The organism is Lentisphaera marina (genome assembly GCF_028745505.1).
Taxonomy (GTDB): Bacteria; Verrucomicrobiota; Lentisphaeria; order Lentisphaerales; family Lentisphaeraceae; genus Lentisphaera; species Lentisphaera marina.
The window spans coordinates 1,574,028-1,593,444 of the sequence record NZ_JAQZZL010000002.1 but is presented as its reverse complement, the minus strand read 5'-3'; the positions used below and the strand labels follow the sequence as shown (position 1 = coordinate 1,593,444).

Below are 19,417 nucleotides of genomic sequence, written 5' to 3'. Positions count from 1 at the left end.
TATGAGTCAAAATCAAAACATCTGGTCTGTTAGTCAAGTGGCCATGGCAGTGCGCCAGGTTCTTGAGCAGGGAGTGAAACCTTTTTGGGTAAAAGGAGAGGTGTCGAACCTAACGATTCACAGCTCTGGGCATGTTTATTTTTCTATTAAAGATGCAAAATCTCAAGTCTCATGTACTTATTTTAATGGTGCAGAACAGGCGCGCTCTTTTAGTATGCAAGATGGCATGGAGATCGAGATTTTTGGAAGCTTAACTTACTTTGCACCCTCAGGGCGGACGCAAATTATTGTCCGAGATTTAAGGCCAGGAGGAGTGGGTAAGCTACAGTTAGAATTTGAGCAATTGAAGAAAAAACTAAATGACGCAGGCTTGTTTTCTTCTGATAGAAAACGTGCAATCCCGAGCTTCCCAGAAAAAATTGCGGTCATTAGTTCAGCGGATGGGGCGGCCTTGCATGATTTTTTACAAGTGCTTAATCGAAGGTTTTCGGGTAAGGAAGTTTACCTTTTTCCGGTACCCGTTCAAGGTGAAGGTGCATACAAAAAAATCGCAGGGGCGATACATCGATGCAACTTATTAGAAGCAGCAGATGTAATTGTTTTGACTAGGGGTGGAGGTAGTATAGAGGATTTGTGGGAGTTTAATCAAGAGGGTTTGGCTTATGCAATTGCTGAATCACACATACCGATAATTTCAGCGATTGGCCATGAAGTCGATTTTACGATCTCCGATTTTGTAGCTGACATGCGAGCACCAACACCTTCGGCAGCAGCAGAATTAGTCGTGAAAAGCCGTCGCGAATTTGTGCAGCAATTAGAGAATAATAAGAGAGCTTTAGAGAAAAATTTACAGCTAAAAGTTTATTCACTCACGCAGAACTTTAGAGAGTTTAAGCATCGTTTGATGATTAATAATCCGGAGAAGAAATTAGAAGTTCAATTTCAAAATCTCGATTTTCTTAAATTAAGATTAGAGCAAGCTTTAGATAGCCGGATCCAGGATTTGACGCATATGAGTTGTGATTTAGAGAGTCGTCTAAAAAATTGTGTGCCCGATCTGCTTAAGCCGAAAGAAAACTTATTAAATTTACAGAAAAGGTTAAATGTTGCTTATGAGAACTTTATTCGAACGCAAGAAAATAAATTCCATGGTATTTATAAAAATCTACAACTTCTGAACCCTCAGAGTACATTGGATCGAGGTTATAGTATTGTTCGAAGTCAAGGAAAGATATTGCATTCTAGCGAAGAAGTGAATGAATCAGATAGACTTGAGGTTCATCTGGCAAAAGGATCATTAGTGGTAAAAGTTGAAACAAAGGAAGATGAATGAAAGAGAAAAAATTTGAAGAAGCTTTAGGAGAATTGGAAAAGATTGTCCAAGAGATGGAGCAGGGTGAACTGAGTCTTGAGGATAGCTTTAAGAAATTTGAAAAGGGTAGTGAATTAGCTAAAGTCTGTGCGGGTAAATTAGCTGAAGTAGAGAAAAAAGTTAAGGTCCTTAAAGGCATTAGCGAAGAAGGACCTGAGTGGGAAGACTTAAGTTAATTTAAAAATTGAGCATGCCATTTAATGTGCTCGCCAATAAATGTGGATATGAAGTAATAAGAATGATCATATCCTTCGTGGTAATTTAGATTTAGGTCAATGCCGTTATTTTCACACGCGATTTTTAATGACTCAGTTTTGAGTTGGTTTTCTAAAAAGTTATCCGCAAGCCCCTGCTCAACTAAAAGATTGCTGATGCTATTGCCTTGCTTGATAAGCTCAACGCTATCCCATTGAACCCAATTTTGGGTGTCTTCTCCTAGGTAAGTGGTGAAAGCTTTAGTACCCCAAGGACAGTTTATGGGATTGACTATGGGAGAAAATGCTGATGTGGATTGGTACATATCAGGGTTCTTTAGAGCACATATGAGGGCGCCATGTCCGCCCATACTATGCCCTGAGATAGAGGCCTTATCATTACAGTTAAAGTTCTCTTTAACGAGTTTAGGTAATTCATCAGTCACATAAGTGTACATCTGGTAATGATCTTTCCACCCTTCCATAGTGGCATTTAAATAGAAGCCTGCACCACATGCGATGTCCCATTCATCTTTTATGTCTTTGACTTGATCACCGCGAGGACTTGTGTCTGGGGCAATGACTATAATGCCATGTTCACTAGCGTATCTTTGAAAGCCAGACTTAGTTGTAAAGTTATCGGCAGTACAAGTTAAGCCAGAAAGCCAATAGAGAACAGGACATTTCTGAGCTTTTGCCTGTGGTGGTATATAAGCTGAAAAAGTCATCTCACAATTAAGTGAAGAAGATTGGTGAGAATAAAAATGTTGTTCACCATTAAAAATTAGATTTGTAGACTTTTTTTCAATCATTGAATTTACCTATTGATTTTTATTATTTATCAGTAAAATTAACATGACAAATTTTTAAATAAATAGCCAAAAGGATAAAAATGAAATCAAAAGCAGCAGTTGCCTTCGCGGCAGGTAAACCATTAGAGATAGTAGAAATTGATGTAGAGGGACCCAAAGCAGGGGAAGTTTTAATCCGCAACGTTGCTTCAGGTGTTTGTCATACGGATGCTTTTACTTTATCGGGAGATGATCCTGAAGGTATGTTTCCAGTTGTTTTAGGTCATGAAGGTGGAGCCGTCGTAGAAGCAGTGGGCCCAGGGGTTACGAGTGTGGTTCCTGGCGATCATGTAATTCCACTTTATATACCCGAGTGCGGTGTATGTAAATTCTGTCTATCGGGTAAGACAAACTTATGTCAGGCAGTTCGTGCGACACAGGGTAAGGGAGTTATGCCAGATGGGACGAGTCGTTTTTCATATAATGGTAAAAAGTTACTTCATTATATGGGGACATCTACCTTCTCTGAATATTCAGTTGTAGCAGAGATTTCATTAGCAAAGATTAATAAATCAGCACCTCTTGAAAAAGTATGTCTACTTGGTTGTGGTATTACAACAGGTATAGGTGCGGTGTTAAATACGGCAAAAGTTGAGCCTGGTTCTTCAGTGGCGGTTTTTGGTATGGGCGGAATTGGACTTTCTTGTGTTCAAGGAGCTGTGATGGCTGGTGCGAGTCGTATCATTTGTGTAGATATAAATGAAGACAAATTTGAAATGGCAAAACAGCTTGGTGCAACAGATTGCATTAATCCCAAAAACTATGATGGGCCGATTCAAGATGTTTTAGTTGATTTAACTGATGGTGGAGTTGATTATTCTTTCGAGTGTATCGGTAATACCCAGGTTATGCGTTCTGCCTTAGAATGTTGCCACAAAGGTTGGGGTAAATCTGTGATTATTGGAGTTGCGGGTGCTGGTCAAGAAATTAGTACGCGACCTTTCCAATTAGTTACTGGCCGTCAGTGGATGGGTACAGCTTTTGGTGGTGTCAAAGGACGTACGGAGCTACCAGGCATGGTGGAAGATTATTTAGCGGGCAAAATAGAAATTGATAAAATGATTACCTATTCGATGCCGATAGAAGAAATCAACAAAGCCTTTGATTTGATGCATGAAGGTAAAGCAATTCGTTCAGTTGTGACTTTTTAGTCAACTTTAAAAGGCCTCCAGTTGGAGGCCTTCTTTATAGATTGAGTAAGCTGATGATATTTTGTTTAATAATATCACCCATATTCTTACATTTGATAAAGTCTTTGTTTTTGTGGAATTCCGCAAGCTCTTCTCGAAGTTGTTGAATGTTTGCCGCAGTAGCAAGTTCATCCTTACACATGCATCGAACTAAGCTTTTGACCTGTTGTTTAGAGTATAGGAAGCGACGATTGATAATGTTGCGCTCTTCGCGTTGGTATTGGCGTACAGTTTCTGGGTTCAATAGGTCCATGCATAATTGAACGATTTTTTGATTCTCGGGAAAGAATTGCGGCAGATAAACTTGCACATTACCTTCGTGGCAAAATTGATCAAAATCAATAGGTCGAACACGGTATTGATCTTCTTCAACATCAGGTGTGACGTTAACTACATAGTTGTATGAGCGCATGTCACCAATTAAAGAAGTGAAGCAACGTTCATTGAATTTGACAAATTCTTTACATAAACGCACTGAGTTGACAGTTTTTTGTGAAAGATTGTGTTCGATGAAGTGGTCCCCAGGGATGCCAATAATATGTTCTTCAATTAAGGTGTTTTGGTCGACCATATAATTGACGCGATTGGGAGAGAGAAGACCTTCAAATTCGAGGCCGTAAATTCGCGAAGCATCGGCTTTTTTGACATAAAAGTGGTCTCGGTTATCATTAAATTGATTAATGACTCGTATACGAAAGGGGCGAGAATTGGCAAAGGCGCAATAATCGATGCGATCCACACGTAAATGTTCAATGATAGATTTATCTCCACCGGCTAAAAGCGTAACGTAAATTTCAATCAATGCTTTTTCTAAAGAGCTCTGATCCTGAGTGGGATAAATAACAGTTTCCCATAGGGTAGGTTCATCATCGTGGTCATAGACGGGTAAGGAGTCTTGGAATCGCAGGAGGTCTTCATAATCCAAAGGTAGTTGGAAGTGGCGGCTATGTGACTCTAGGTATTGGGCGAAGTTATCGCTTATTTTGATAATGGGCTTTTTGTTTTTTATAAGTGTCATTATAGGTCATTGTTTATGATAGATTTTTCCAATATATCATTAAGGTGTATAATACCTACCTATGATTAATTCTTAATTTAAGTTATTTAAATATGTGGAAACAAGATAAGATTTATTTAAAGCCGCGAGCGCGTGGCTTTCATTTAATTACAGAAGAAATAGAAAATGAGCTCAATGACTTAGCAGATTGTCGTGTGGGGATATTACATATCTTTATTCAGCATAGTTCAGCCTCTTTGACGATTAATGAAAATGCTGATCCTACTGTGAGGACCGATTTTGAGAGTCATTTCAATAAGATGGTTCCAGAAAATGCACCATATTACCTGCATACGTATGAAGGCTCAGATGATATGCCTGCTCATTTAAAGTCTTCTATTTTAGGTTCAAGTCTTAGTATACCCATCAGTAATGGGCGCCTTGAACTCGGAACGTGGCAGGGTATTTATTTATGCGAACATCGCAATTATGCATCGGGACGTTCGCTTGTTTTGACTATTAATGGCGAATTTACTAATTAAGAAAAGCTAAGGCAATTTTATCTTCAAGGCCTTCTTGTGCGAGGAGATCAACAAGATCAATAAGTCTTTGTGTTTTTGCTTTGCCATGAAGCTTTAAATTGACTTTGTTAGTATCGTTATTTGTGTTGTTAGCTAAGTTCGCAATAAAAATTTCCATGTCCTTCGTATTTTTGAAACTACGACCTAATTCAGGAATGTGATATTTGTCTTGGTAGACTAATATATCAAAACTAGAATTGTTGATTTCAGTAATAGGTGTTGATTGAGTTGAAGGCGTGTTAATGGCAATGTGAGCCTCCTCTATGACGGGGCTGCTAGTAATTAAAAAATACGCGAGTAGTAAAAAAGTAACATCGATCATTGCTGAGAGTGGGACTTCTGTCTCTCCAATTACAAACTTTGATTTTTTCTTAGCCATAGTGCACCACCTTAGTTTAGGAAATAAAAAAAAACGACAGAACTTTCGGTTCTGTCGTTTAAGGTAAGGGCTACGCCCTATGAAAAGCAAATATATTTATTGGAGGAAAGCAATATTTATTTTCTTCTCAAGTCCCTCTTTTGCAAGGATGTCGAGTAGGTCAACTAATCTCTTAGTTTTAGCTCGACCTTGGAGTTTAAGGTCAATAGTGATTTCTGCTCCTTGTGTCTCACGAGCAAAATTAGCTAAATAAGCACCAAGAGAGTCGATCTCTTTGAAAGCTCGACCTTGTACCACATAGTCATTTTCAAATACTTTGATATCAAAAATAGTCGGTTTAACTTCTGGCGGTGGGCCAGGGTTTGGAGCAACCATATTCATTGCAATGTAAGCTTCTTCAATGACTTCTGTTTGAGTCATAATAAAGTAAGTTAGAAGAAGGAAAGTCACGTCAATCATTGCTGAGAGTGGTACTTCAGCTTCTTCTTCTATGCGTTTTTTCTTACGTTTCTTAGCCATATTATTCCTCCAGTTTAGCGGAAATATTAATTTTAGCTACGCCGCATTCACCAACTGCACTCATGACTTCTTCAATGACAGAAAGTTCTACTTCCTTGTCTGGGCGAATGATAACAGTTACCTCGTCGCCATAGTTAGCGACGTGTTGCATAAGTTCTCTTTTAAGTCCAGCAATGTCACCAGTGCTTCCGGGGCCAGTTGATACGCGGCCTTCCTTGAGGACACTAATGGGGAATTGACCGTTGGCGCGGTTCTTGATTTTCTCCATGTCGTAGGCAATGGCGAGTTGCACGTTTTGATCGAAGCCTTCCTGATCCATTTGGGCAGTCGCTACAAAAAACATAATTAGTAGGAATACCACGTCGATCAGGGAGGAGATCGGTGCTCCTTCTGCCTTTTCGTCTTTACTATTGGCCATTATATAACCTTACTATTCGTATTCTTCGTCTTCGTATTCCTCGTCATCAACTTCAGCATCTTTAAGCTTTTTGATGAGGTCAAGTACTGTTGACTGAGTTTCAATAGTGATTTTAATAGCGGCATTTCGTGCAAGTGTATAACCGAGGAGTGCAGGGATAGAGATTAAGAGACCCGCAACCGTTGTCCATAGGGCAATTGAAATTTGGTTCGCAAGGAATGTTGCTTTAGCGGCACCTGTTTTATTTGCCAGACCCGCGAAAGCGCCTACCATACCAGATACAGTACCAAGTAGACCTAACATTGGACCCATTTGGCCGAATACGTTAAGGTAGTTAATACGTTGGAGGATTTTTTCGTTTTCGAGATCAGCTGCAGAAGATACAGAATCTTGAATAACATCATAGCCTTCGGCGATGTTCGCAAAGGCAGCTAAAAGGATGTTTGATAAGGGACTAGGAGTTTCTTCACAAGCAGCGATGGCAGATTCTAAGTCGCCGTCGTTGAGGGAGTCTTCTACAGCATCTTGAAGGTGTGCAGGAAGGATTTTTTCACGATTGAGAATTAGAACTGAGTCAATTATGAAAGCGAGCATACCTAGTGAACAGAGTAGGATAAGTACCCAGATGAAAATACCGACGGCACCACCACCAAAAATGATTTCTTTAAAACCGGCAGTTGTATTTGCAGGTGCAGCTTCTGCGCCCTCTGCAGCTTCTTGAGCAAAAGTGCTCAGAGAAATGAAAAGTGATGCGAGTGTGTACTTTAGTTTGTTGTTTAACATTTATTGGCTCCTGTTATCTATCTTAATAAAATAATCGTTTAGTATATTAAAGTTTGTTGAGTTCTGCTAGGCGGGGATCGTTAAATTCTGTATAAATCTCCCTAACTTTCTCTAAAGCGCGTTGTCTTTCGAAGTCTTTTGGCGATTCTAGTAAAATTACTTTAAAATAAGCTGCGAGTGCTTGGTTGGCATCGCCTTTAGCTCTGTAGTAGTTTCCTTTGGCCATAAAGTAGTATTTTTGACCCGATGAATCGAAAGATTTTTCCGACACTTTTTTGATGTAGTCTTCTGCGGCAGTAAGTTTTTTGTCATGGACTTCAATGTCAATGAGAGCTGCCATGATGATGGTGTTGTCAAGAATTTTGTTACTTGTACTAACGGCAGAGAAACGAGCACGTCTTAGCATTTTGCGAGCTTCTTCAGCCTTGCCCTTTCCAAGTAGTGCGCGACTGTAATAGAGGTGACCAATTTGGCCCCAACCAAAGAGAGTTACTTCTTTGAGGTTTTTTTCTGTTTTGAGTACAGCGTCAAATTTACCTGCGTTGGTATACTTGATTAAGGATGAGATGTATTTTGGCTGAGGCGAATCGATATAGGCAATATCACCTTTATCTAGAGTTCTCTTGGCGCCGCCAGCCATTGTAAGGGTGATTCTACCAGTGTTTTCACCAATTTCTTGGCCTTCGACGACTTTGCCATCTTTGAGACCGATGGTCACTTGTGCCAATGAGCTGAAGCCAGTTAGAAGTAGGAGTATGTAAATTATATTTTTCATTTGAATAAATCCTTATTTGATCGCACCAGGAGGTGTCAAAACTAAATTACGATATGATGATGCGGGATACTTTTGTAAAAACTCTGTTCTTAATTGATCAATGTCCTCTCCGAGCAAAGCTTTACACATGATGAAATAGAAAGTTGCATTTTCCATGACTTCTTCAGCTTCTGTTTGTTCAACATCCGCGGGGAATTGACTTATGTAAACGAGGTAACATTGAGTTTTACCTTTCATCACAAAGTTTCTTTGCTTGGCACCAAATCCAACTTTACCACTAAGAGTACGAACTTTTGCATGTTGAAGTTGGGTTCCGTATGACTTAACTAAGTTTTCAAGATCAGCAATGATTTTGTCAGCTTCAGTGAATTTACCTTTTTCAATCATAATCTCGACATCTAGGAAAGAGATTTCGAGGCTATAAGGTGAATTAGGAGCTTCTTTTTTGATTAGATCAAAGAGTTTGCCCGCTTCAAGTTTTTCTCCGATTAGGAAGTGTGCACGACCAGCATAGAATGCATAGCGATGTTTTATGCTATCTTTTTCAGCTTTCTTAATGATCTCTGTAGAAGCTTTGATGACAATTTCAGTTGCTTTGGTGAAATCAGCTTCAGGAAGTTTTCTTTTATCTGGCTTAGATGGGTATAAGAACTTCGAAACGAGATACTGAAGTGTGCCTGTTGACATTTTGTTGTAATCGAGTTTTGCGGCTTCTATTGCTGCGCTACCGATTTGCTTGTTATTGATATATGAAATAACAAGGCGCATTTGGATTTGCTCGAGAACGGGGCTGTCAGGGTAATCTTCTGTAATTTGCGTAAAGATTTTCTGAGATTCGCGATCCATTTTAGCATCTTGATAAATTCCACCCACTTTAGCCAAGATGGTTGGTATTTTGGAGTTTGTTTTATTTTTCTTAGTCCAGTCTAGGTAGCTATCAGCGACTTTGGTAGACATTTTTTGTAGTATTTCCAGTTCTTGCTTATGTGTCTTCTGGAGCGCAGGATCCTCGGGGGAAGCTTTGAGCTTTTTGTCTGTTTCGTTAAAAGCCGTTTTTACTTCTTTGATTTTATTGTAATTGATATCAATTTTCCAGATATCCAGGCCTGCGTTGAAGTCCTTGAGGTTTTTGAGTTGTGATTCACTAGCATCACTCATGTCGTTTTTGGCAACGTAAGCTTTGTAAGTGTCAACTGCACTTAGCATGCCGTCAGCACCTTCGATTTTGTCGAGTTTTAGCAAGTTGTAAGCTACGTGATAGTAGGCTTCAGCTCTTTTATATTTACCTTTAGTATCAATGCCACTTTCACGTTTTAAGAACTCTTTGTAAGAGTCGAGTGCAATTTGATATTCTTGAGCAATCTCGGCAATTTGACCTCTTAGCGAATACGCTAAAGTGAGTTGTGAAATATTAGGGAATTTTTTGATGTAAGCATCAATAGAGCCCAATACCTCTTTGGCTTTTACTTTGCCCGCTTTGCGGTCTTTGTTAAAAGTACTGAAAGCAAATTTAACTTCGTCCACAAGTTCAAATAGTGCATCATTTGGATTGTTGGGGTCAGATAGTTTTATGTTGGATAAAATATCATAAGCCGCTTTTTTACTTGGGTCATTAGCGATTTCTTTAACGCGGTCTTTGTAGAAGCTTTTTCTCCAGCCAGTAGCTTTATCTAAATAAGCAGCTCTTAAGGCGGCGTTACTTGAAAAGTCATTCTTGAGTATTTTGTAATACTCTTCAGCCTTTTTGAAGTCGTCAATTTGTGTGGCAGCATAAAAACTTAACCAAAGGACTTCGCCTTTGTTGTTCATGTTTTTTTCGCTTTTAATATAATCGTCGGCAATACCTAGGGCTTTATCGTAGTTCTTTTTAGAGTAATGCGCCATGAAAATAAGCTTTTTGTCTGTAGGTAAAGCTTTTTTCGTTTTTGTTCCACCAACTTTTGCGTAGAGTTTCCAAACATCGTCGTATTCAAAAAGAGTTTTGATAGCTCCGCGTGATTGCGGATAACGCATAACCAGTAGGTACATGTTAACGGCTGCGTTTTTAGTGCCTTTATCTACTAAAGAAGTTTGAGCTTTTGCGTTATCACCTGCTTTAGCTGCTCTCTGAGCATTAGCCCAATAAATACATGCCTTAGCGTAAAGGAAGTTAGACATTATAGACGTGCTAACGAGCTCAGGTTTATTTTCTTTTTTAGCAGAGGCTTTGACGGCTTTATCAATATCATCAAATCTAGGGAAGTAGTGGGCTAGCCAGCTCAATGCTTCTTGATCATCGCCTAATAAAGCCATGCCGCGAGCCGCTTCACTAACACATAAAAGGAACCAGGGGTCGATTTGGTCATTAGATTGTTGGAACTCTAGATCTTTAATAAGTTTGATTTGTCCCTTTATTTCCGCAGTATTGATGGTGCCAGGCTTTCTTTTAGTGAAAATTTCTAAAGCTTCATCAAGAATTGTGACGGTTTGAGTAAATAATGCTTCGGAAGGGGATTGGCCAGGAGGTGCGATTGGCGGGAAGCCTTTGCCTTTCCACCAAGCTTCAAATTGCTTAGCTTTATTTTTATCGTTTTTTGTGAGATCTAAATTATATGCGTAGGCTGCCGATGAAAGAGTCTCAAAGTAGGGATGCTCTTTACTTAAGGTTTCTTTGAATGTTGATTCAAAGAATAATTTACCTGCTAAGGCTACACTTTTTCTGTCTTCTGCTTCTTGGGCTTTTTCGATGAAAAAATAGAGTAAGTCTTCGGATTTGGCTTGTTTCATGCCAAAGTCAGTAAGGACTTTTCTTGCCGTTGAGTTTCTTTTTCTTGAAAAAGCTAGCATAATGTCGATTTTTGCCAGCGCATCTTTTTGGCTTTTGTAATTCGATTTAGCAAGTTTAATTTGGAAATTTAATTCCTTTGTAAAGTCAAATTTATCTGAGTTATCAATATAAGCTTTAATAAGCTTCATGTCTGCATCTAACTCAGTTTGAACTTCAGCGTGGAGGTTGGGGCCCATTGCAGTAATGGCGGCAGTGGATGAGAGTCCGGTATATAAAATCTTTTTCATGTATTTTTGGTGTTTATTTAAATTGATTTGGTAATTACATAGTCTGCATGAGTTTGATCATAGGCATGAACATTGCGATAACAATGCCACCTACTACAACTGCAAGGAAAACAATCATGATAGGTTCAATTAAAGAAGTTAAGCCATCAACAGCAACATCTACTTCTTCTTCATAGATGTCGGCCACACGGAGCATCATTTCTGGCATTGCGCCTGTTTCTTCACCTACTTCTACCATGGAAATCATCATTAGTGGGAATATCCCGGATTGATCTAGAGGTTTACTGACACTTTCACCTTCTTTTACAGAGTCTGCTACGCTTTGAACGGCTTTCGCAACAACGTTGTTTGCAGTAGTGTTTTTTACAATTTCTAAGGCGTTGAGGATGGCTACGCCAGAGCCCAGTAAGGTTGATAATACACGGCAGAATTGAGCGGTGTTAACTTTTGTCACCATGCCGCCGAGAGGGGGCATTTTTAAGAGGACCATGTCGATTGCATAAGCGCCGCCTTTGGTAGATTTAAAAGCTTTAAATGAAAACACGAAAAGAGCAATTCCTCCAATGGGGATGTACCACATTGTGTTAATAAAGGTGGATAGCTGTACAACGAATTCGGTAAGGCCTGGTAGTGGTTCGCCAGCCAGTAGGTCATCAAATATCTCTTTGAATTTTGGGACAATAAAAGTCATTAAACCCCAGGTAATACACACGGCGATAAAGAGTACCGAGCAAGGGTACATGAGAGCGCCTTTAACTTTACGTTTTAATTTTTCTGATTTTTCCATGAATTCTGCAAGGCGGTTGAGTACGGCTTCCATAGCACCCGAGGCCTCACCAGCTCTAATCATGTTTACATAGAGTTTGTTAAAAGACTTTGGTTGTGAAGCTAAGGCATCTGAGAAGCCATTTCCCCCTTCAATTGAATCCGCAATTTGTGTAAGGATTTGTCTTACAACAACATCTTTTTTAGCTTGTTTGGCCAAGGTTCGTATAGCTCGGACCATTGGTAGACCAGCTCCGAGTAAAGTGGCTAGTTGTCGCGTGAACACGGTGAGTTGTTTTGATGCTAATTTAGGGGTGCCAAGAGTGATGGCTCCCATGCCTCCTCCGGCACCTTTTTTCTTTTTCTTTTTAGCAGAAGCTTCTTGAGTAATAGAAGTGGGAATCATGCTCTGTTGTTTTAGTTGAGCACTAGCATCTGCTTCACTTTCTGCTTCTATTAAACCTTTATGTTCTTTACCAGTAGCATCCATTGCTACATATTTAAATTTAGCCATGTTTACTCCTTAGACGTTGAGGTTGCTGTTGATTGCTTTGACATCTTTACATTTTGTAATCATGTCAGCATAAGTGATTTTTTCTTCTTCATAAAGTTGCATGAGGTGAGCATCAAGGGTGTTCATGCCGTATTTTTGCCCGGTTTGAATTTCGGATACGATTTGGAAAGTCTTGTTGTCGCGGATTAATGCTTTGATGGAGTCGGTAGATATCATGATTTCAAAAGCAGCGACTCGACCACCACCAACTTTGGGCATGAGTGCTTGAGAAATAACGGCAACGAGGCCAGATGCTAATTGTGAGCGTACTTGTTCTTGTTGATCAGTTGGGAATACGTCAATAATTCTATCTACAGTTTCAGCTGCGCCAGTGGTGTGCAGGGTTCCGAAAACTAAGTGACCAGTTTCTGCGGCAGTTACGGCAGCTGAAATTGTTTCAAGGTCTCGCATTTCACCTACTAGGATTACGTCAGGGTCTTGGCGTAGAGCACGTCTTAGAGCTTCACCAAAAGAGGGAACATCAGGTCCGATCTCACGTTGGTTGACGATAGACGTTTTGTGTGGGTGGTAAAATTCGATTGGATCTTCAACTGTTAAGATATGGCAGTCACGCTCTTGGTTAATGACGTTGACCATGGAGGCAAGTGTTGTTGATTTACCAGAGCCAGTTGGGCCGGTTACAAGAATAAGTCCTCGTGGAGTGTAGAGTAAGTCTTTGATGGCGGGTGGGAGGCCGATTTGCTCAAGTGTCAGAAGTGCATTTGAAATAGTACGGAGAACCATTGCGTAGGTGTTTTTTTGTTTAAAAACAGAGACACGGAAACGTGCTTGGTCGCCAAATGCAAAACCAAAGTCAGCACCACCATTTTCACTGACCGCTACACGGTTTTTATCTGAAGTGATAGACTTCATGAGCCTTTCTGTATCATCTGCGCTTAAAGGTGCGGTTTCTAGTCCGTTCAATGATCCGTTTATTCGCAACATTGGCGGTACGCCGACAGTTATGTGAAGATCACTCGCGCCTTCGTCGATAACTAATTGCAATAAGTCATGCATTTCTATCATAGATGAATTCCCAATTCTATTTCAATACTGGCTAATAAATTAACTGTATTCACTTAAAAATCACCGTTCGCCACTTTAAATTGACAATTAAAGCTAATAAAATTGAAAGAAATTTGAAGAAATGTGAGTTTGTTGTATGAATTCATGTAGAGTTAAGGCAAAGAAATAAAATACTAAACGAGATGACTTAAGTGCAAAAAAGGGTGAATACATGCCTAACGGTTGCAGGAAGCGATAGTGGAGGCGAAGCTGGAATCCAGGCAGATTTACAGGTTTTTAATTACTTTAATTGCCACGCTTTATCAGTTTTAACGGCCACAACTGCTCAAAGTCGCTCGCGGGTCCTGTCGACGAACGAAGTGAGCTTAGAATCTTTTTCTGATCAGTTGGAAGTGATCTTTAGTGATTTTGAATTCAAGTCTATGAAGACGGGGATGCTCGTAGGGAAAAGATTTATTGAATGTTTTTTAGAGAAAAAACCAGGCACAATCGATTTAGTTGTAGATCCTTTGATGGTGTCTACTTCCGGAACTGATTTATTAAACCGAGATGCTTGGGCCTTAATGAAGGATGTTTTAATTCCCCAGGCTAGCATTGTGACCCCTAATTTTCCTGAGTTACATTACCTGCTCAATTCTCAAGGTATCGAGAGTGGGGAGGTTATAATTCAAAAGTTTTTTGAAGAGTTAGGTGTTCCCGTTTATTTGAAAGGGGGGCATAATCCACAGGCCCCTTCGGTAGATTATTTTATCAATTCAGATGGGTTGTGGACTTTGACTACAGAACAGCTTCTCGTGAAGGCAAGTCATGGTACGGGATGTCGGCTTAGTGCGGCCTTGGCTGCGGGGCTTGCCAATGACCTTAATGAATTGGATGCAGCAATCAAAGCTAAGCAGTATTTGTCAGCTAGCTTAAAAAACTACAAAACTTTAAAGAGTGGGCAGGCGGTTATGGCTCCGTTATCCTGCAGTGTAGACGAAATCAGAGTTGATTTAGAAAAAATACTTTAATCGCTAATTCGCCACGATTGACCCTCTGAAATGATTAGGCCTGTGAATTCGCTCTTTTCATTGCTTTCAAAAATAAACTTTGTCACGCTTTGAGAACTTTTTTTCATCACGATGCCATCTTCATCAAACGCAAAGTAAAGACTTTTATTGTATAAATTTTTCGGTAAATCCAAAGTAAATTTATTCTCTACTTGCTTTTTACTTATGTTTGAGGTGTCGCGCGGTAACAAATCCATAGCTTTTGATAGCAATGGGTGGATTTGCATTGTTTCTATTCGATTATTAGAGTCGACCATAATAGATTCTGATATTTTTACGGATTGCATGATACAGGCCTCCCTACACGATAGGAAATCTATGTCGGCCTTTATATCTATTTTGCCATCTTTAGTGCCAGGCTTAATATATAAATCGGCAATGAATAAAACTTCACCTTTATAGATGTTATTGATGATTCCTGCATTTTCATAATAACTTGGTGTTGGCCAATGGATTTTTTTGATTTCATATTGGTCCCCATGCCAAGTAAAATCGGGTGCAAGTCCGCTTTCCCCAGGGTTTTTCCAATAGATATGCCAATCCTTTTTGACGTTCACCTTGATAATGATCTGTCGGATTTGGCCCGGATGTGCATAGTTACGGGGTAGGATTAATTCCGCATCAACTAGCTTTTCTGCTATTGCAGAAAAGCTAGATAAAAAAAGTAAGGTTACAAGAATAAGGAGTCGCATATTATTTCGCGTATTTTACTCCGCAACCATAGGCTTTGGTTTTTGTCTTGCTTACTGGTTTTCCTTGGATTAATTCATCTAGGGCATTTTTGACGTAAGGTTCAGCGCTTTCGATGTCACTTGCTTTGGTGCTTTTTTTACTGTCAATACCACCTTGGTAAACCAGATTTCCAGATTTATCAATAATGAAAATATGTGGTGTTACTCTTGCGCCATAAGCTTTGCCAACTGATCCATCTTCATCAAGGAGGTAAGCGCTTGGACTGGCACCATTTTTAGTTTGGATCTTCTTGAGTTCGCTAAGAGGGTAACTACCTTGCTTGCCTTTTGCTGAGGAGCAGACGGAAAGCCATATAACGCCTTTGTCTTTGTAGGTCTTTTGTAAGTTAGGTATGTTATCAGAAGCGTTATAGTGTTTTTTGACGAAAGGGCAAGCGTAGTTAATGAATTCTAAAACAATAATTTTATCTTTGTAATCAGAGCTTTTGTGAGTTTTACCTTCAGTGTCAATTAGTTCAAATGAAGGTGCGGGGGCCGCAAAAAGCGTTGTAGTTAAACCAAATGCTAATAAGTAAAGAAGTTTTTTCATTTTTTGATTCCTATATAGATACATAAAAAAAGCGATCATAAATGATCGCTTAATAATATGTGGACTTAGATAATGAATCCAAATTTTTTATTTTCTAATCTTCAAGAAAAGAACCGATTTTCCTAAAGCGATCATAACGCTGATCGAGGATTTCTTTTTCACTTAGTTCAGAAAGGGCGTTCAGTTCGGCAGTGATTGTATCATACAAAGAGTTAGCAGCGGCTTCGTGATCTTTGTGCGCACCACCCAGGGGTTCTTTTACAATGTTGTCGACTACATCGAGTTTTAAGAGTTCATTTGCAGAGATTTTCATTGCGGCAGCAGCTTCGGGTGCTTTGGCTCCATCTTTCCAGATGATACCTGCGCAGCCTTCGGGGCTGATTACTGAGTAGTAAGCATTTTCCATTATGAGGACTTTGTTTGCAACACCAATGCCAAGTGCTCCACCTGAACCACCTTCACCAATCACAACTGAGATGATGGGCACGCGCAATTTGAACATTTCCAAGAGGTTGACGGCAATTGCTTCACCTACATGGCGTTCTTCAGATGCAATACCTGGATAAGCGCCAGGGGTGTCAATGATAGTGATGATAGGGCAGCCGACTTTATCAGCTAATTGCATTAAACGCAAAGCTTTGCGGTAGCCTTCTGGGTGAGCCATGCCAAAGTTTCGTAAGCTTCTTTCTTTTAGGTCACGTCCTTTTTGTTGAGCAATCACCATGACTTTGCGTCCATCGCGAAGTTTTGCAAAACCGCCAATGATGGCTTCGTCATTTCCAAATCTACGGTCGCCTTTGAGCTCAACAAAATCGGATGCAAAAATATTTAAGTAATCAAGAGCGTAGGGGCGTTGAGGGTGGCGAGCCACTTGGACGCGTTGCCAAGGGCTTAAAGATCCAAAGATTTCAGAGCTTTTATTTTGTATTTGAGCTTCAAGTTCTGCAACTTGCTTTGCCATGTCGATATTATTAGTTTCGCCAAATTCTTGGATTTCACTTAATTTTTCTTTAAGTTCAAGGATTGGTTTCTCAAATTCTAGTACAAAGTTTTCCATAGTTTAGTCCTCAATTGTCACTTTGATTTTGTTGTCAGGGATAAAATTAAAAAGTTCTTCCACGTCTTCATTCTTCATGCGGATGCATCCAAGGCTTGAAGCGGTTCCGATAGATTCTGGTGCGCTGGTGCCATGAATGCCGTAGCCTTCATTTGAGCCATCGCTTATTTTAGTGAGTCGCATCCAGCGTGTGCCCAAAACATTTTCTGGGTGGCCGAATGGGTAGCCTTTCCAAGTGGGTTCACGCTTTTTCCCTTTGATAATGAATTCGCCAACTGGAGTACGATTGTCTTTGCCGATGCCAATTTTATAGTAATGAAATAATTTTCCATCGAGAAGTAATTGTAGTGCAAAATGTGATTTTGACGCTTTGATTTCCCAATCACCACCAAAAAAGGTGAGTACTTGGTTTACGTGAATGACCGAAGAGTCAATAGGGATCTTGTTACTAATCTGAATGGCCCGAATCGTCGTATTTTCTGCGGCAAAATCCCAGAGGGATTGGCCGTTTTTGACTTTGTGGCTTTGTTTGCGTTTGGAGGGGACGGCGTTTTCGTAGATGTAAGTGTTGATTTCGCTAATTAGGGTAGCGGTTTGAATCCATTGAGCAGAATAAGTTTCGCAATATTCGAGAGCTTCAACAAGGATATTATATGCTGAGTCAAGCATTCCCTTGTTTTTTAGCTCAACACCCTGTTTTAGTTTTTCTTCGAATTGTGGTGAGCTAATTGGCTTGGCATTAGGCATAACCGTAGCTGGAGTATGATTTTTTACAGATGTTTGAGGCTTGTTTGTATTTAGTGGCTTTGATAACTCAGGCGAGCTTTCTACGGGCAGAGTCGTTTGCTTACCTTGCTCATCGATCTCTTCAGTAGAAGAAGTAGAGTCAAATATATCATCGGGTAGGAGTTTATAGACTCCTAAGCCTATGCCGATAAGTGCTACAGCAACTAAAATATATTTATAATACCAGTACATAATCTCTTGTTTTAAGTTTGATCTGCAACTTAGCCCCTAGAAGCTAAGTTTAAAGTAGCTAAGAATAGATGTCGATAAATTTTATTTGACAATTAATTTTTTCGAGAATCTCTGCTTCTTCAATTTTTTTGCCTTCAAAGTTTTTGCCTTTAAGGAAATAATCGGGTTTTAAGCGTTCTAAAATTTGTCGGCAATCGGTGTCATCGAAAATTAAAATATAGTCGATACAATCGAACATTTGTAAAAGTCGTAGTCGATCATTTTCTCGTAATTGAGGTTCGTGGCCTTGGTTTTTTATTGAGATATCACTATTAATTGCGACGATGCGAATACCCTCAAATTCATTGAGTTTTTCGAGGTAAAGGATGCGTTCGCGAGATACGTTGTCGTAGTAGCCGTTCGTAAAAAAGACTTCTTTATTTTTGGTGCTCGATGATTTTAAGATGATTTCTAATTCGTCGATGCTTTTAATTTTTTTGTTGAAGTCATCTTTGTCAACAACCATGCGGTGTACGAGGTCCTCGCGACTGATATGTTTTGGGCTTTGTTGAGAAATCATGATGCCTGCGGCAGCATTAGCAGTTTCTAGTAGGTAACGTGGAACAATATCTGCTTTGGATAGGAGTGCCATGATAGAAATTACACTGTCGCCAGCTCCTGCAACATCATAAACCTGTAAGGGCTGAGTTGGGACGAAAAGGTATTCGTCTTGGCAGTTGATATAAAAAATCCCATCGGTATCTAAGCTTATTAAGGCATAATCGAGCTCAGCTTTTTCTAAAAGGAGCTTTCCGGCTCGAATAACATCTTCTTTCTTGTTGATGGAGAAGCCAACCGCCGCTTCACATTCGTGACGATTAGGCTTCATTGCTGTGATGCCTTTGTAGCGTTCGATGGGAGCACCTTTTGCGGGGTCCGCAATAACTGTGGTGTATTCAGCGGCAGCACAGAGACGTGCTAGTACCTTCTCAGTCAATACACCTTTTTGGTAATCTGAAATAATAATGGCATCAAATTCATTTTTCGTTTTGTCAAGGAAAGTGATAATAGACTGTTCAATTTGGCTGGATATCGCTTCCTTAGACTCGTAGTCAATTCGGAGGATTTGCTGTTGACCTGATGAGATATCATTGTCCTGAGCCATAACTCGCTGTTTTCGAGTCGTGGGTCGGCTAGGATCGCTAATCAAGCAGCGGTGGGCTACATTTAGCGAATCTAATAGTTCGATGACTTTATGGCGAGTTTCGTCTTCGCCAGTGACTGCACAGATTTCAACGTTAGCATTAAGTTGAGCAAGAACATTTGAAGTGAAGCCAGCGCCACCCAATTGACAATTGCTATCTTGGTAGGCAATGACTGGAGTAGGAGCTTCGGGGGAAATCCGGTTGACTGAACCGCTGAGGAATTCGTCGAGCATGAGGTCCCCGACTATGAGGATTTTTGGTTGACCAATAGAATTCAAAACTTGAGCGATTTCAGCGTACATTCACGACCTTCGAGTAATTTAATTTGCGCAATATAATCTAATAGCCTCAAATGAAAACATCTTTTTATAAAATGTTTCTATATGAGGCTACTAGTATTGATCTAAGCTA

General features: G+C 39.9%; 20 protein-coding genes. 5 read left to right on the top strand and 15 right to left on the bottom strand.

The window, feature by feature from the left end:
* Position 1: 1 nt before the first annotated feature.
* Positions 2 to 1,333: an exodeoxyribonuclease VII large subunit gene (xseA, locus tag PQO01_RS17395; protein ID WP_274315442.1), complete on the top strand. Its 1,332-nt coding sequence runs from the start codon at positions 2 to 4 to the stop codon at positions 1,331 to 1,333.
* Positions 1,330 to 1,548, top strand: coding sequence for an exodeoxyribonuclease VII small subunit (locus tag PQO01_RS17390; protein ID WP_274315441.1), 219 nt, complete (start codon positions 1,330 to 1,332; stop codon positions 1,546 to 1,548). The genes xseA and PQO01_RS17390 overlap by 4 nt, the downstream gene beginning before the upstream one ends.
* Here the strand turns inward: PQO01_RS17390 and fghA are convergent.
* Positions 1,545 to 2,378, bottom strand: coding sequence for an S-formylglutathione hydrolase (gene fghA, locus PQO01_RS17385; RefSeq protein ID WP_274315440.1), 834 nt, complete (start codon positions 2,376 to 2,378; stop codon positions 1,545 to 1,547). The two genes, PQO01_RS17390 and fghA, sit on opposite strands and share 4 nt — an antisense overlap.
* A gap of 80 nt (positions 2,379 to 2,458) precedes the next feature.
* Between fghA and PQO01_RS17380 the strand changes: the two genes are divergently transcribed.
* Positions 2,459 to 3,568 carry an S-(hydroxymethyl)glutathione dehydrogenase/class III alcohol dehydrogenase gene (locus PQO01_RS17380; protein WP_274315439.1) on the top strand — a complete coding sequence of 370 codons (1,110 nt, stop codon included), beginning with the start codon at positions 2,459 to 2,461 and terminating at the stop codon, positions 3,566 to 3,568.
* A 34-nt stretch (positions 3,569 to 3,602) separates the two neighbouring features.
* On the opposite strand, the gene PQO01_RS17375 is transcribed toward PQO01_RS17380, so the two are convergent.
* The gene (locus tag PQO01_RS17375; protein WP_274315438.1) at positions 3,603 to 4,625 is read right to left on the bottom strand and encodes a hypothetical protein; all 1,023 of its coding nucleotides are present in this window, start codon (positions 4,623 to 4,625) and stop codon (positions 3,603 to 3,605) included.
* A gap of 92 nt (positions 4,626 to 4,717) precedes the next feature.
* Between PQO01_RS17375 and PQO01_RS17370 the strand changes: the two genes are divergently transcribed.
* Entirely contained in the window at positions 4,718 to 5,146 is a 429-nt protein-coding gene (locus tag PQO01_RS17370) for a secondary thiamine-phosphate synthase enzyme YjbQ (protein WP_274315437.1), read from the top strand.
* Here the strand turns inward: PQO01_RS17370 and PQO01_RS17365 are convergent.
* The 8 genes from PQO01_RS17365 to PQO01_RS17330 all read right to left on the bottom strand — a co-directional run bounded on the left by PQO01_RS17365 (position 5,139) and on the right by PQO01_RS17330 (position 13,457).
* Entirely contained in the window at positions 5,139 to 5,564 is a 426-nt protein-coding gene (locus PQO01_RS17365) for an ExbD/TolR family protein (protein WP_274315436.1), read from the bottom strand. The two genes, PQO01_RS17370 and PQO01_RS17365, sit on opposite strands and share 8 nt — an antisense overlap.
* Positions 5,565 to 5,660: 96 nt before the next feature.
* Positions 5,661 to 6,083, bottom strand: a complete 423-nt coding sequence (locus tag PQO01_RS17360; RefSeq protein ID WP_274315434.1) for an ExbD/TolR family protein — start codon at positions 6,081 to 6,083, stop codon at positions 5,661 to 5,663.
* Position 6,084: 1 nt separating this feature from the next.
* Positions 6,085 to 6,501 carry an ExbD/TolR family protein gene (locus tag PQO01_RS17355; RefSeq protein WP_274315432.1) on the bottom strand — a complete coding sequence of 139 codons (417 nt, stop codon included), beginning with the start codon at positions 6,499 to 6,501 and terminating at the stop codon, positions 6,085 to 6,087.
* Between the two features lie 12 nt (positions 6,502 to 6,513).
* Entirely contained in the window at positions 6,514 to 7,284 is a 771-nt protein-coding gene (locus PQO01_RS17350; RefSeq protein ID WP_274315430.1) for a MotA/TolQ/ExbB proton channel family protein, read from the bottom strand.
* Between the two features lie 46 nt (positions 7,285 to 7,330).
* On the bottom strand, positions 7,331 to 8,059 hold the full coding sequence (locus PQO01_RS17345) for a hypothetical protein (RefSeq protein ID WP_274315429.1): 729 nt from the start codon (positions 8,057 to 8,059) through the stop codon (positions 7,331 to 7,333).
* Between the two features lie 12 nt (positions 8,060 to 8,071).
* On the bottom strand, positions 8,072 to 11,113 hold the full coding sequence (locus PQO01_RS17340) for a hypothetical protein (RefSeq protein WP_274315428.1): 3,042 nt from the start codon (positions 11,111 to 11,113) through the stop codon (positions 8,072 to 8,074).
* A gap of 34 nt (positions 11,114 to 11,147) precedes the next feature.
* Positions 11,148 to 12,392, bottom strand: a complete 1,245-nt coding sequence (locus tag PQO01_RS17335) for a type II secretion system F family protein (protein WP_274315427.1) — start codon at positions 12,390 to 12,392, stop codon at positions 11,148 to 11,150.
* 9 nt (positions 12,393 to 12,401) lie between these two features.
* On the bottom strand, positions 12,402 to 13,457 hold the full coding sequence (locus PQO01_RS17330; protein ID WP_274315425.1) for a type IV pilus twitching motility protein PilT: 1,056 nt from the start codon (positions 13,455 to 13,457) through the stop codon (positions 12,402 to 12,404).
* Positions 13,458 to 13,660: 203 nt separating this feature from the next.
* Here PQO01_RS17330 and thiD point away from each other — a divergent pair, with 203 nt between their 5' ends.
* On the top strand, positions 13,661 to 14,467 hold the full coding sequence (gene thiD / locus PQO01_RS17325; protein ID WP_274315424.1) for a bifunctional hydroxymethylpyrimidine kinase/phosphomethylpyrimidine kinase: 807 nt from the start codon (positions 13,661 to 13,663) through the stop codon (positions 14,465 to 14,467).
* Here thiD and PQO01_RS17320 read toward each other — a convergent pair.
* The 5 genes from PQO01_RS17320 to PQO01_RS17300 form a co-directional block, all read right to left on the bottom strand.
* Positions 14,464 to 15,198 (bottom strand): protein-disulfide reductase DsbD domain-containing protein, encoded by a 735-nt coding sequence (locus tag PQO01_RS17320; RefSeq protein WP_274315422.1) that lies wholly within the window; start codon positions 15,196 to 15,198, stop codon positions 14,464 to 14,466. The genes thiD and PQO01_RS17320 overlap by 4 nt on opposite strands.
* 1 nt (position 15,199) lies before the next feature.
* The gene (locus PQO01_RS17315; RefSeq protein ID WP_274315420.1) at positions 15,200 to 15,787 is read right to left on the bottom strand and encodes a thioredoxin family protein; all 588 of its coding nucleotides are present in this window, start codon (positions 15,785 to 15,787) and stop codon (positions 15,200 to 15,202) included.
* Positions 15,788 to 15,881: 94 nt separating this feature from the next.
* Positions 15,882 to 16,844, bottom strand: coding sequence for an acetyl-CoA carboxylase carboxyltransferase subunit alpha (locus PQO01_RS17310; protein WP_274315419.1), 963 nt, complete (start codon positions 16,842 to 16,844; stop codon positions 15,882 to 15,884).
* A 3-nt stretch (positions 16,845 to 16,847) separates the two neighbouring features.
* Positions 16,848 to 17,822, bottom strand: a complete 975-nt coding sequence (locus PQO01_RS17305; protein ID WP_274315418.1) for a L,D-transpeptidase family protein — start codon at positions 17,820 to 17,822, stop codon at positions 16,848 to 16,850.
* A 58-nt stretch (positions 17,823 to 17,880) separates the two neighbouring features.
* On the bottom strand, positions 17,881 to 19,308 hold the full coding sequence (locus PQO01_RS17300; RefSeq protein ID WP_274315417.1) for a PfkB family carbohydrate kinase: 1,428 nt from the start codon (positions 19,306 to 19,308) through the stop codon (positions 17,881 to 17,883).
* Between the last annotated feature and the right edge of the window lie 109 nt (positions 19,309 to 19,417).

Excerpts from the sequence above, each read along its gene's own strand:
- PQO01_RS17375 (WP_274315438.1), bottom strand. The coding sequence starts at position 4,625 with ATGACACTTATAAAAAACAAAAAGCCCATTATCAAAATAAGCGATAAC.
- xseA (WP_274315442.1), top strand. The coding sequence starts at position 2 with ATGAGTCAAAATCAAAACATCTGGTCTGTTAGTCAAGTGGCCATGGCA.
- PQO01_RS17355 (WP_274315432.1), bottom strand. The coding sequence starts at position 6,501 with ATGGCCAATAGTAAAGACGAAAAGGCAGAAGGAGCACCGATCTCCTCC.
- PQO01_RS17320 (WP_274315422.1), bottom strand. The coding sequence starts at position 15,198 with ATGCGACTCCTTATTCTTGTAACCTTACTTTTTTTATCTAGCTTTTCT.
- PQO01_RS17350 (WP_274315430.1), bottom strand. The coding sequence starts at position 7,284 with ATGTTAAACAACAAACTAAAGTACACACTCGCATCACTTTTCATTTCT.
- PQO01_RS17330 (WP_274315425.1), bottom strand. The coding sequence starts at position 13,457 with ATGATAGAAATGCATGACTTATTGCAATTAGTTATCGACGAAGGCGCG.
- PQO01_RS17390 (WP_274315441.1), top strand. The coding sequence starts at position 1,330 with ATGAAAGAGAAAAAATTTGAAGAAGCTTTAGGAGAATTGGAAAAGATT.
- PQO01_RS17335 (WP_274315427.1), bottom strand. The coding sequence starts at position 12,392 with ATGGCTAAATTTAAATATGTAGCAATGGATGCTACTGGTAAAGAACAT.
- PQO01_RS17315 (WP_274315420.1), bottom strand. The coding sequence starts at position 15,787 with ATGAAAAAACTTCTTTACTTATTAGCATTTGGTTTAACTACAACGCTT.
- PQO01_RS17305 (WP_274315418.1), bottom strand. The coding sequence starts at position 17,822 with ATGTACTGGTATTATAAATATATTTTAGTTGCTGTAGCACTTATCGGC.
- PQO01_RS17380 (WP_274315439.1), top strand. The coding sequence starts at position 2,459 with ATGAAATCAAAAGCAGCAGTTGCCTTCGCGGCAGGTAAACCATTAGAG.
- PQO01_RS17360 (WP_274315434.1), bottom strand. The coding sequence starts at position 6,083 with ATGGCTAAGAAACGTAAGAAAAAACGCATAGAAGAAGAAGCTGAAGTA.
- fghA (WP_274315440.1), bottom strand. The coding sequence starts at position 2,378 with ATGATTGAAAAAAAGTCTACAAATCTAATTTTTAATGGTGAACAACAT.
- PQO01_RS17345 (WP_274315429.1), bottom strand. The coding sequence starts at position 8,059 with ATGAAAAATATAATTTACATACTCCTACTTCTAACTGGCTTCAGCTCA.
- PQO01_RS17300 (WP_274315417.1), bottom strand. The coding sequence starts at position 19,308 with ATGTACGCTGAAATCGCTCAAGTTTTGAATTCTATTGGTCAACCAAAA.
- PQO01_RS17365 (WP_274315436.1), bottom strand. The coding sequence starts at position 5,564 with ATGGCTAAGAAAAAATCAAAGTTTGTAATTGGAGAGACAGAAGTCCCA.
- PQO01_RS17370 (WP_274315437.1), top strand. The coding sequence starts at position 4,718 with ATGTGGAAACAAGATAAGATTTATTTAAAGCCGCGAGCGCGTGGCTTT.
- PQO01_RS17340 (WP_274315428.1), bottom strand. The coding sequence starts at position 11,113 with ATGAAAAAGATTTTATATACCGGACTCTCATCCACTGCCGCCATTACT.
- PQO01_RS17310 (WP_274315419.1), bottom strand. The coding sequence starts at position 16,844 with ATGGAAAACTTTGTACTAGAATTTGAGAAACCAATCCTTGAACTTAAA.